This window comes from Hydrogenophaga sp. PML113 (assembly GCF_001777155.1).
In the GTDB taxonomy this organism is placed as follows: Bacteria; Pseudomonadota; Gammaproteobacteria; order Burkholderiales; family Burkholderiaceae_C; genus Hydrogenophaga; species Hydrogenophaga borbori.
The window spans coordinates 1-11963 of record NZ_MIYM01000015.1 but is presented as its reverse complement, the minus strand read 5'-3'; the positions used below and the strand labels follow the sequence as shown (position 1 = coordinate 11963).

Sequence of the window (11963 nt, the reverse complement as noted above, 5' to 3'; positions counted from 1 at the left end):
ACTGACCCCGAAGGAACCCCATGGCGACCATCACTTCTCCCGGCATGGCCTCCGGCCTGCCTATCAAGGAAATGGTCGCGCAGCTCGTGGCGCTGGAACGCGCGCCGCTCACCGGGCTGCAGACGCAGGTCAGCAAGGCGCAGAGCAAGCTGTCGATCTACGGCACCATCAACTCGCTCGTCACCACGCTGGGCGACGCGGGCGCGAAGCTGGCCGAAGCGAACGCGTTCAAGGCCGTCAAGGCCAGCTCCTCGCTGCCCGATGTGGTGGGCGTGACGGTAAAGGCGGGCACGCCACCCACCGGCTTCTCCCTGGAAGTGCAGCGCCTGGCGACGGCACAGAACACGTCCAGCGCCGTGGTGCCAGCCGGCAGCGGCATGGGCGCGGGCACGCTCACCATCACCCTGGGCAACTGGGGCAGCGGCAGCTTCGTGGCCAACGGCGAGGCAGAGCCGGTCTCGATCACGGTCGAGGAAGGCAAGGACACGCTCAAAGACATCGCCCAGCAGATCAACGAATCCGACGCCGGCATCACCGCCACCGTGCTCAAGGACGCCAATGGCGAACGCCTGCTGCTGCGCTCCAAGTCCACCGGCGCCGAGATGGGCTTCCAGGTGGAGGCTGCCGACGCCGACGCGGCCGACGGCAAGGACCTGGGCCGCCTGGCCTACCTGGGCGCGGGCTCGCCCAGCACCCTCACGCAGGCCGGGCTGAACGCGCAGGCCACCATCAACGGCGTGGCCATCGAATCGGCCAGCAACACCGTCGACGGCACCATCGACGGCCTCAGCTTCGAGCTCAAGCAGCTCACCACCACGCCGGTGAACGTGACCGTGAGCAACGACAAGGACGCGATGAAGAAGACCGTGCAGGGCTTCGTGGACGCGTACAACGCCGTCATGGACCTGCTGGCCACGACCACCAAGTACGACCCGGAAACCAAGGTCGCCGGCTCGCTGCAAGGCGACAGCACCGCCACGGGCCTGCGCAACGCCATCCGCGGCATGATGCGCTCCAGCACGCCGGGTGGCGAGTTCACGCAGTTGCTGGACATCGGCATCGAGATCAAGTCCGACGGCAAGATGAGCATCAACAGCACCAAACTCGACGCCGCGCTGAACAAGCCGGCCGAACTGGGCAAGCTCTTCGGCGCCACCAGCGACGACCCCACGCAACGCGGCTTCGGCCTCAAGCTCGATGCCTTCGCCGATGGCCTGGTGGCCTCGGGCGGCACCATCAGCAACCGCACCGATTCGCTCAACGCGAGCATCAAGCGCACCAACCAGGAAATGGACAAGGTGGTGGACCGCGCCGCGCGCGCCGAGACCCGCTACCTCGCCTACTACAACGCCATGGACGCCAATGTGGCGCGGCTGAATTCGCTCAACGCCTACATCACTCAGCAGATCTCGATGTGGAACAAGAACAGCGGCTGAGCCGAAGCGCGGCTGACAAGGCATGACGGGCGGTGGGTATCCACCGCCCGTTTTGCTTTAGGCGGCGCGTGGCTCAAGTAATCGAGCGCCTGGCCGAAACACCCTGCAACGGACCACGGATCGCGGTTCGTGATCCGGCTCAGGCGCCGGTTGCCTTCCACAACCATTTCACAGGAGTCCGCCGTGACCACCATCAACACCAACGTCATGTCGATGACCGCTCAGCGCAACCTGAGCAGCTCGGCCAACTCCCTGGCCACCTCCATGCAGCGCCTGTCCTCGGGCCTGCGCGTCAACTCCGCCAAGGACGACGCCGCCGGCCTGGCCATCTCCGAGCGCATGAACTCCCAGGTGCGTGGCCTCAACGTCGCCGCCCGCAACGCCAACGACGGCATCTCCCTGGCCCAGACCGCCGAAGGCGCCCTGGGCAAGGTCGGCGACATGCTGCAGCGCATGCGCGAGCTGGCCGTGCAGTCGGCCAACGCCTCCAACAACAGCGACGACCGCAAGGCCCTGCAGTCCGAGGTGACCCAGCTGCGCCAGGAGATCGACCGCGTGGCCAAGACCACCAGCTTCAACGGCACCAAGCTGCTCGACGGCTCCTTCGCCAACGCCACCTTCCAGGTCGGCGCCAACGCCGGCGAGGGCATCGCCATCGACTCCATCGTCTCCGCCAAGTCCAACACCCTGGGCACGACCACGGTGAGCTCGTCCGACGTGATCGCGGTGGACGTGGAAACCGACAACGCCACCGACGGCGTGGCCCTGGCCGCCGGCGACCTGACCATCACGGACGCCTCGGGCACCGCCGTCGACCTCGGCCCCATCGGCGCCGCCACCACCAATGAGCAGCGCACCTCCCAGATCGTCGACGCGATCAACGCCAAGTCGTCGGACACGGACATCTTCGCCAAGATCGAATACGACGCCACGGGCGCCGTGACCGGCTACTCGGTGTTCTCGTCCTCGCGCACGCTCGACGGCAGCGAGTTCGGCGGCTCCTTCGCGGCCGACCCCACCGGCGACGTCGGTGGCGCCACCTACGCCGACGCCGACTTCGCGCTCGAGGACATCGACATCAACAGCTTCGGCGCCGCCCAGTTGGCGATGAAGGTGATCGACACCTCGATCGACTCGATCAACAGCTCGCGCGCCGACCTCGGCGCCCTGCAGAGCCGCTTCGAGAACGCCGTGGCCAACATCAACATCACGAGCGAGAACATCTCCGCCGCGCGCGGGCGCATCGTCGACGCCGACTTCGCCAAGGAAACTTCCAACCTCTCGCGCGCCCAGATCCTTCAGCAGGCCGGCACCGCCATGGTCGCCCAGGCCAACCAGGCGCCGCAGAGCGTGCTCTCGCTGCTGCGCTGATCGCTCCCACATTCCAAGGACACCACCATGACCACCATCAACACCAACGTCATGTCGATGACCGCTCAGCGCAACCTGAGCAGCTCGGCCAACTCCCTGGCCACCTCCATGCAGCGCCTGTCCTCGGGCCTGCGCGTCAACTCCGCCAAGGACGACGCCGCCGGCCTGGCCATCTCCGAGCGCATGAACTCCCAGGTGCGTGGCCTCAACGTCGCCGCCCGCAACGCCAACGACGGCATCTCCCTGGCCCAGACCGCCGAAGGCGCCCTGGGCAAGGTCGGCGACATGCTGCAGCGCATGCGCGAGCTGGCCGTGCAGTCGGCCAACGCCTCCAACAACAGCGACGACCGCAAGGCCCTGCAGTCCGAGGTGACCCAGCTGCGCCAGGAGATCGACCGCGTGGCCAAGACCACCAGCTTCAACGGCACCAAGCTGCTCGACGGCTCCTTCGCCAACGCCACCTTCCAGGTCGGCGCCAACGCCGGCGAGGGCATCGCCATCGAGTCCATCGTCTCCGCCAAGTCCAACACCCTGGGCGACACCGAACTGATCACCGCCGCCGGCACCCTGACCACCACGGCCGGCGCCAACGCCGCGCTCGACGCCGGCACGCTCACCGTCAAGGGCGTCGACCTGGGCCCCATCGCCGCCGCCGCGGACGCGTCGGAGCGCACCACGCAGGTGGTGGACGCGATCAACGCCAAGTCGTCCGACACCGGCGTGTTCGCCCGCGTGGTGACCGACGCCGCGGGCGCCATCACCGGCTGGACCACCTTCTCGGACGACGCCATCGCCACCGCCGACTTCACCGGCTTCACCGCCGCCACCACCGGCGCCTCGCCGGCCGCCGCGGGCGCCGCCGTGGCCTCGCAGCTCGACGACATCTCCATCACCTCGTTCGGCGAATCGCAGCGCGCGCTCAAGGTGATCGACTCGGCCATCGACGCCATCAACAGCTCGCGCGCCGACCTCGGCGCCCTGCAGAGCCGCTTCGAGAACGCCGTGGCCAACATCAACATCACCGGCGAGAACATCTCCGCCGCACGCGGGCGCATCGTCGACGCCGACTTCGCCAAGGAAACCTCCAACCTCTCGCGCGCCCAGATCCTGCAACAGGCCGGCACCGCCATGGTCGCCCAGGCCAACCAGAACGGCCAGAGCGTGCTCTCGCTGCTGCGCTGAGCGACCGGTTTCTCGAACGACACATCCGTCGTTTTGCGGCGGTGGCCTCCGGGCCACCGCCGCTTTTTCTTTTGGGGGACAAACACCGCCCATTTCCGGCTTGACCACCGGGCACCCGACCGATGGAAGCCCCTAAAGAAGCCGTGAGGCGCACCGAAATAGACGCCAACGGATCCCGAAAAGGTTCGTGACCGGCACTGGGCCCTCGACATGGACACGCGCCGGATCGTTCAGACGGTTCCACCTTTCAAAGGAAACAGCGATGACCACCATCAACACCAACGTCATGTCGATGACCGCTCAGCGCAACCTGAGCAGCTCGGCCAACTCCCTGGCCACCTCCATGCAGCGCCTGTCCTCGGGCCTGCGCGTCAACTCCGCCAAGGACGACGCCGCCGGCCTGGCCATCTCCGAGCGCATGAACTCCCAGGTGCGTGGCCTCAACGTCGCCGCCCGCAACGCCAACGACGGCATCTCCCTGGCCCAGACCGCCGAAGGCGCCCTGGGCAAGGTCGGCGACATGCTGCAGCGCATGCGCGAGCTGGCCGTGCAGTCGGCCAACGCCTCCAACAACAGCGACGACCGCAAGGCCCTGCAGTCCGAAGTGACCCAGCTGCGCCAGGAGATCGACCGCGTGGCCAAGACCACCGCCTTCAACGGCACCAAGCTGCTCGACGGCTCCTTCGCCAACGCCACCTTCCAGGTCGGCGCCAACGCCGGCGAGGCCATTTCCATCGACTCCATCGTCTCGGCCAAGTCCGACTCGCTGGGCGAACTGGACAACACCGAGTTCTTCGTCGCCACCGTGGCCGCGCCGAGCACCGCCGCCAACGCCGCCATCCCGGCCGGTACCACGGGCTGGACCATCAAGGACGCCGCCGGCAACGACGTCGACCTGGGTGGCATCGCCGCCTCGACCACCGCCGCCGAGCGCACCACGCAGGTCGTGGCCGCGATCAACGCCAAGTCCTCCGACACCGGCGTGTTCGCCCGCGAGCTGGCCGCTGGCGGCTACGAGATCTTCTCGGACCGCGACCTGACCGCCGCCACCACCTTCGGCGCCGCCTTCACGGCCGCCGCCACCGGTGCGCCTGGCGACACCGCGCCCCCCGCCACGCTGCGCAACCTGAGCGACGTGAGCATCGAGAGCTTCGGCGATTCCCAGATCGCCCTGAAGGTGATCGACAAGGCCATCGACGCCATCAACAGCTCGCGCGCCGACCTCGGCGCCCTGCAGAGCCGCTTCGAGAACGCCGTGGCCAATATCAACATCACCGGCGAGAACATCTCCGCCGCGCGCGGTCGCATCGTCGACGCCGACTTCGCCAAGGAAACCTCCAACCTCTCGCGCGCCCAGATCCTGCAGCAGGCCGGCACCGCCATGGTCGCCCAGGCCAACCAGAACGGCCAGAGCGTGCTCTCGCTGCTGCGCTGAACCCCGCCTGAACCGCCCAACAGGAGCCCCCCATGACCACCATCAACACCAACGTCATGTCGATGACCGCTCAGCGCAACCTGAGCAGCTCGGCCAACTCCCTGGCCACCTCCATGCAGCGCCTGTCCTCGGGCCTGCGCGTCAACTCCGCCAAGGACGACGCCGCCGGCCTGGCCATCTCCGAGCGCATGAACTCCCAGGTGCGTGGCCTCAACGTCGCCGCCCGCAACGCCAACGACGGCATCTCCCTGGCCCAGACCGCCGAAGGCGCCCTGGGCAAGGTCGGCGACATGCTGCAGCGCATGCGCGAGCTGGCCGTGCAGTCGGCCAACGCCTCCAACAACAGCGACGACCGCAAGGCCCTGCAGTCCGAGGTGACCCAGCTGCGCCAGGAGATCGACCGCGTGGCCAAGACCACCAGCTTCAACGGCACCAAGCTGCTCGACGGCTCCTTCGCCAACGCCACCTTCCAGGTCGGCGCCAACGCCGGCGAGGGCATCGCCATCGAGTCCATCGTCTCCGCCAAGTCCGACACCCTGGGTGAAACGCCGGTGCACATGACCGCGCAGATCAACAACGCGGCCGACCCCGTGGCGCCCGCCGTGCTGGCCTCCATGGCCGCTGGCACCCTGAAGGTGGACGACGCCTCGGGCACCGCCGTCGACCTCGGCCCCATCGGCGAGGCCACCACCGGCGCCCAGCGCTCGCAGCAGATCGTGGACGCGATCAACGCCAAGTCCTCCGACACCGGCGTGTTCGCCTTCACCACGCTCGACGCCAACGGCGCCGTCACGGGCTACCGCGTCTGGGCCGAGCGCGCCCTGACCGCGGCCGGCGATTTCACCGGCTTCGGCGCCGCCACCACCGGCACCGTGACCGACACCGCCGCCGTGGCCAACGCCGCCATGGACGACGTGAGCATCACGAGCTTCGGTGAGTCCCAACTGGCCATCAAGGTGATCGACTCGGCCATCGACGCCATCAACAGCTCGCGCGCCGACCTCGGCGCCCTGCAGAGCCGCTTCGAGAACGCCGTGGCCAACATCAACATCACCGGCGAGAACATCTCCGCCGCGCGCGGTCGCATCGTCGACGCCGACTTCGCCAAGGAAACCTCCAACCTCTCGCGCGCCCAGATCCTTCAGCAGGCCGGCACCGCCATGGTCGCCCAGGCCAACCAGAACGGCCAGAGCGTGCTCTCGCTGCTGCGCTGAGCGGCCAGGCCCCCGGGCCGCCCCACGCCCGCCACGGCGGCGGCCCGCAAAGGCCGCCGCCGTTGTCGTTTGAAGCGGACAACACCCCTCTCAGGTATCCCGGGAAACGGCCATGAAACCCACCTCTGATCGCCCACCAAATACCTACAGTCCGGCGCGCGACGGCCGATACAAAGAACATAGCCAGCCAGGAGCCCCCACCATGTTCACCTCCGTCAACACCCGTTCCGCCTCCGTCTACAAACGCGTCGCCGTGGAAACCGGCGTCCAGGCGGCCGACTCGCACCGGCTGGTGGGCATGCTGTTCGACGGCCTGCTGCAGGCCGTGGCGGCCGCGCGCGGCGCCATGGAGCGCGGCGACCTGGTCGCCAAGGGCGAGCAGATCGGCAAGGCGGTGCGCATCGTCGAGGAAGGCCTGAAGGCCGGCCTGGACCCGGCCGGTGGCGAGATGGCGCGCAACCTGGGTGCGCTGTACGCCTACAGCGTGCGCCGCCTCACCGAGGCGAATCTGCGCAACGACGCCAAGGCCCTGGCCGAGGTGGCGGGCCTCATCGAGCCCGTGGCCCAGGCCTGGCAAGACATCCGCGCCCAGGCGCTGCAGGGAGCCTGACATGGGCCAGCATGGTTTGATCGACTACTACATGGCCATCGAGCGCACCAGCGACCAGATGCTGGCCGCCGCCCAGGCCGAGGACTGGGACCGCGTGGTCCGGCTCGAAGGCGCCTGCGCGGTGCTCATCGCCCAGCTGCGCGCCAAGTCGCGCGACACCGAGCTCGCGCCCGAGGAGCGCAAGGAGAAGGCGCGCATCATGCAGCGCATCCTGCGCACCGACGCCGAGATCCGCTGCCTGGCCGAGCCCTGGCTGAACGACCTGGCGCAGATCATCGACCGCAACAGCGCGGCGCCCACGCACTGAGCGCGGTGCCGCCTCCCCATAGAAACGGCCCCCAAGGGCCGTTTCTCTTTGAGGGCATCAGCCCGGGAGCCGCAGGCGCTCGTAGGCCCGTTTCGCTTCGCGATAGGCCGCCAGCCGATGCTGGAGCCGGTCCGCCAACGCTTGCACCACCTCCAGGTTTTCCCGGTGCATGTCGTCCATTTCCTCCCGCAGCGTCTGGGCGTGCAGGCGCAACAGCTCGTCGAACACCAGGGGGTGCAGATGCGCGGTGAACACCGGCCTCTCCAGCAGCAGGCGCTCGACGAAATCGTCCGGTGACACCCCGGCCTCCTGGGCCAAGGCCTGGAGCGTCAGCGACAGGGCTTCCCTGTCCAGCGCCACCGCCGCCGCTGGCATAGCTTTCTTCTTGGGCGCGCGGAGGGCCATGGGCCCCGGCGCCCCCTGGACTTCGGTCTTTGCTGCCTTCGACGGACGGGGTGTCCATCCGCCAAGAACGGCTCTCAGCTGGGCCAGCGGCCTTGCCTTCCCACCCGAGGTCTTGCCCGGAGTGTGGTCCGGGGTCTTGCCCGGCGAAGCCTGGCCAGGCGCGGCGCGACCTGGCTTGAACGGGGAGGCCACGGGGACTGGCACGAGCGCGCGCCGGTTGAACTCGATCGCGTCCTTCTCCTGTGGGGCATTCGCTTCGCCGAGGCCCGCCGCTCGGCGCCGCCGTATCTCGCGCAAGCGTTCGTCGAATGCCCGCTGCGCGCCCGCGCGATGGAATTCGACATCCGCCTCCGCGAGCGCCAGGTCGTCTTCGGCACCGTTCCGTGCGGCGATGGCCTCATCCAGAACCGCTTTCGCCGCCAGCATCCGCTGCGCGCGGGCCAGGCTCTCGAGGTGTCGGCGCGACGCCGTGCTGTCCACCACCCGCTTCTTCGAAAAATGGTCGCATGCCTGGGTCAGGTCGTCCGGGAGACCGTCGGCCGGCGCCGACCGCAGTTCCGCGATCGTCGGCGCCATCAGCTCGCGAAAGCTGCAGGGCTCGACGCGCCCATGCCACCGACCCACCGGTTTGCGGGTGGGCATCACCCGATCGGGATCGCCTTCGTCCGCATGCACACGCCACTCTTTCCCGGTCGGCCTGGGTGACTTCTCATACAAGGTCTTTGCAAACCCTTCGACATCGAAGCGTTCACCCCGCCGGATCGGCGAGAACGCCGGGACTGGCCTGGCCGGCGGGACGGGCTTCGGGATCGGCGGTGCTTTGGGGCTGACGCGGCGCATGCGAACTCCTGGGGCTGTGGCGGTGGTACAGAAGCGGCATCGGGCAAAACCGATGCGGCCTGTGGGTAACAGCCACACACCAAAGCGTTCATGAGATGGAACTAGGCCATCTCAACCCTGGCCTCGTGCGCGCCCCGGAGAAAAGGCTCAGAGCGGCGCTTGCGCCGCCTCCTGCAGTTGCGCGCGCATGCAATACCGCGCCAGGGCCTGGAACACCGGAGGGCTCAGATACCGGGGCACCAGGGTCTCGGTCAACCACAGGTGCAGGATCTGGTGCGGGGCCGGCGAGGGGTCGTTGTCGGTGGTGTAGGCGGCGACAAACGCCTCGACTTCATCGGCTTCCACATCGAGGGGGCCCTCGGGGGCGTCCTTCGGTGTGAAGGCCTTGTCCAGCCGCGCCGCGATGGCCGCGTACGCCCGCCGCTGATCGCCATCCCCCCACTCCCGCCAGATGTCGAGCCCGTCCAGAGCAAGCACGCGCTCGCGGTGGCCAAGGTACGCCGCTTCCAGCCGGCGGGCCAGGCGCATCAAGGGCTGTTCCCTCGCCTGGACAGCGACCCGTTCGTTCTTCACCCGCACCAGCCGGGCCAGGGCACCGCGGAACTGAGGCGTGTCGAGATACACGCCGTCTACCTGGCAGCACAAAACGCCTTCGATGCACCGGCGCCATTGCGCCTCCTCCGGCAGTCCATCGTCGACCGGCTCGCCGGACAACTCGGCCAGCGGCCCATGCAGGGTGGCGCTCAGCGCCGAGGCGAAGGCGCGGGCGCTCATGGGCGCCAGTCCGCCTTCGGCGTCCTGGGTCATGGCCGGCGCCAGAGGCTGGCCCTGGGGCACCACCGGCGCGAGCCACTCCAGCAGTTGGTCCAGGCTGTCCCCCCGCTGGGGGTCGACAGCGAGCGCCATGTCGCCCTGCACCCCCCGTTCGACGAAGTACGTCAGCAAGGCCTCGAACACCCGGGGCCGCAGGTTGAAGGAGGCCGTGCCCAGCAGGAGGACATGCCGCAAGAACTGCAGCGGCGTCTGCCCCCGCGCCTGGCTGCGTTGATCGATGAAGCGGCGCAGGGCGACGGTGCGCGCCCGTCCTGCGCCGCCAGACGCACCGTCCGGTACCGCCTGCGCCCAGGCGCAGTTGCATGCGCACGCTTCGTCGCGATCGGCGGTGCGCGCTGCCGAATGGCCATCCTGTTGCCGGACGCTGGCGCGCAGTTCCGAAGGCGCCATGGCCTTCATGGCGTCCCTGTGGGCCCGCATCGCCTTGACGCTGCCGCTGATGTCGAGGAACCGCCCCTGGGCGGCCTTGAGCACCTGCAAAGCGGCATGCAGTTGCACCGTGTTGAGGCACCGATCCGGGCTCGCGGCGCGCTCCGATTGCAGCAGTTCCAGCGCCGCGCCCACCTCCGGCCAATGCCCGAGGTGCTTCTCGCACCAGGCGATCTCCCGGCCCAGCCGCCTCTGCAGGCGCGCCTGCTCCCGCCCATGGATCAGGCGCCCGATCCAGCCAGTGCGCGAGGAGGATTTGACCGAAAGGTCGACGCCGTTCTTCCTTTTTTTGCACACCAACACCCGCGGCTGGGTCGTGGCCGCCGTCGGCTTCTGGGCCAGTACTTGGCTGATCACGGGCAGGCCTTGGTGGCCTTTGGACCGGTGGGGCCTGACAAAGCAAGGGAAGAACGGCACGAGGATGGGCATGGCGCGACTCAAAGCGCAGAGGCAGACGGACCCTTCGGCGGAACGGGCCGCGGACGGACACAGGCCCCGGGCGGGGCAGGCGGCGGATGGGTAACCCGCTGCCGCCCCAGGTTCACGAATCGCTTATCGGCCAGTCGGCCAACGGCGCGCCCGCCGGGGGCATCGGGGCAGCCGCCTCGGGCGCTCGGCCACCGGCCCAGCGGCCAGGTGGGGGCGGCGGCCCCTACAGGAGCGGCTGAAACACCGGGTCGAGCGCGCAGGCACCGGTGCTGGGGTCGACCGCCGCCGCGAACCGCAGGGCGTTCGCCAGCGCCCCATGTTCCGGCCCCAAGGCCGCCAGGCTCCCGCCCACCAGCGCTTGGCGGACAGCCGCACGCCTCTCAGACGGCGGCAGTGCCTGCGCATCGCAGAGGTTCTGGATCGCCTTCAGCGCACCGAGGCGCGCCGGACCGTAGCGCTCATGCAAGGGCGGGCTCAGGCCTTTCAAGTGATGGACCAGGAGCTGGGCATTGGCGCTCACGGCCAGCGCGGGGGGGAGTGTTCTGGCGTGGGCCTGCAGCCGCGCCAACACCCCGGGATCGCCCCGCAGCGCCTCGACCACCGGTTCCGGCCAGCGCCCCTCCCTCTGCGCGAGGTACGACAGGGTCTTGAGGATCGCCGATCGGGCGGAACCCTCGGGATCACCCAGGCGCACCTGCGTGGCCAACTGGGACACCAGCGCCTTGGCCGCGTCGGCGCCCCCGGCGATGGCCACGAAGGTCGGCCAATCGATCCGAGCCCCGGCCAATTGCTTGAGCACCTCGCCCATGCCCACGATGGCCGCCAGATCGGACGGGCGCACGCTGGGATGGCGGTCGACCAGCACGCCGACATCGAAGGGCGGTGGCACCGGGAACTGCCGGCCGAACAGACCGCTCACCACCCTGTTCGCCATTTCTTCCTTGCGCCGGACGCTCGCCTGCCACCAACCCAGACGCGCCAACAGGCGCTGCGGCGAATAGGGCTTGCGCTCCGGCACATACAGCACGACCAGCCGCGCTTGGCTGCCCGGCACGCGCACGGTTTTGGCCCGCAGCGCCTCACCCGATTGAACGGCCCTTCTGACAAGTGCTCGGGCGGCCGCGCTCAGGTCGGTGTCGTGCGTGACCACCACCGCATTCCGGTACGGCAGCGGGACACGCGCCAGCGTCGCCCCGATGGGGCGATCAGATGTACGGTGCATGGTGAGGGTCCATCGGATGCATGGGTGCCAAGCCCTAGACGGCCCATAGGGGCCGCTTCGCGGCGCATGGGCTTCGGTGACGCTTCTGTGAAGCCGGTTCGAACCATCGGCCCTTCCCAGTGGCCTAGGTGTTGAGTCTCAGGAGGTTGTTCATGCCCGGGATGCGGGTCATGGGCGGCTGATGGTGCAGAGCGGAGTGTGGCCGCAGCCAGTTGTAGTGGTCAATGAAGGGCTGCAGGGCGGCGTGGC

At 68.8% G+C, this 11963-nt stretch carries 10 protein-coding genes and 1 pseudogene; 7 read left to right on the top strand and 4 right to left on the bottom strand.

The annotated features are described in order from the left end of the window. Positions 1 to 20 precede the first annotated feature (20 nt). The 7 genes from fliD to BHU06_RS19950 all read left to right on the top strand — a co-directional run bounded on the left by fliD (position 21) and on the right by BHU06_RS19950 (position 7555). A complete protein-coding gene (fliD, locus tag BHU06_RS19980; protein ID WP_070400983.1) occupies positions 21 to 1436 on the top strand; it encodes a flagellar filament capping protein FliD in 1416 nt (471 codons plus the stop codon). A 183-nt stretch (positions 1437 to 1619) separates the two neighbouring features. Continuing rightward, positions 1620 to 2807, top strand: coding sequence for a flagellin (locus tag BHU06_RS19975; RefSeq protein WP_083293340.1), 1188 nt, complete (start codon positions 1620 to 1622; stop codon positions 2805 to 2807). Between the two features lie 27 nt (positions 2808 to 2834). Beyond that, positions 2835 to 3989 carry a flagellin gene (locus tag BHU06_RS19970; RefSeq protein ID WP_070400982.1) on the top strand — a complete coding sequence of 385 codons (1155 nt, stop codon included), beginning with the start codon at positions 2835 to 2837 and terminating at the stop codon, positions 3987 to 3989. A 262-nt stretch (positions 3990 to 4251) separates the two neighbouring features. Continuing rightward, positions 4252 to 5424: a flagellin gene (locus BHU06_RS19965; protein WP_070400981.1), complete on the top strand. Its 1173-nt coding sequence runs from the start codon at positions 4252 to 4254 to the stop codon at positions 5422 to 5424. A 32-nt stretch (positions 5425 to 5456) separates the two neighbouring features. Then, positions 5457 to 6638, top strand: a complete 1182-nt coding sequence (locus BHU06_RS19960) for a flagellin (RefSeq protein ID WP_070400980.1) — start codon at positions 5457 to 5459, stop codon at positions 6636 to 6638. A gap of 202 nt (positions 6639 to 6840) precedes the next feature. Then, positions 6841 to 7248, top strand: coding sequence for a flagellar export chaperone FliS (gene fliS, locus BHU06_RS19955; protein WP_070400979.1), 408 nt, complete (start codon positions 6841 to 6843; stop codon positions 7246 to 7248). A gap of 1 nt (position 7249) precedes the next feature. Continuing rightward, on the top strand, positions 7250 to 7555 hold the full coding sequence (locus tag BHU06_RS19950) for a flagellar protein FliT (protein ID WP_070400978.1): 306 nt from the start codon (positions 7250 to 7252) through the stop codon (positions 7553 to 7555). A gap of 57 nt (positions 7556 to 7612) precedes the next feature. Here the strand turns inward: BHU06_RS19950 and BHU06_RS19945 are convergent, their stop codons facing one another. The 4 genes and pseudogenes from BHU06_RS19945 to BHU06_RS22660 all read right to left on the bottom strand — a co-directional run. Beyond that, entirely contained in the window at positions 7613 to 8800 is a 1188-nt protein-coding gene (locus BHU06_RS19945) for a hypothetical protein (RefSeq protein WP_139147138.1), read from the bottom strand. 147 nt (positions 8801 to 8947) lie between these two features. Beyond that, the gene (locus BHU06_RS19940; protein ID WP_070400976.1) at positions 8948 to 10492 is read right to left on the bottom strand and encodes a hypothetical protein; all 1545 of its coding nucleotides are present in this window, start codon (positions 10490 to 10492) and stop codon (positions 8948 to 8950) included. Positions 10493 to 10715: 223 nt separating this feature from the next. After that, positions 10716 to 11714, bottom strand: coding sequence for a type II toxin-antitoxin system VapC family toxin (locus tag BHU06_RS22665; RefSeq protein ID WP_139147137.1), 999 nt, complete (start codon positions 11712 to 11714; stop codon positions 10716 to 10718). Positions 11715 to 11838: 124 nt separating this feature from the next. Continuing rightward, positions 11839 to 11963 (bottom strand): annotated as a pseudogene (locus BHU06_RS22660) (IS481 family transposase); the annotation flags it as partial.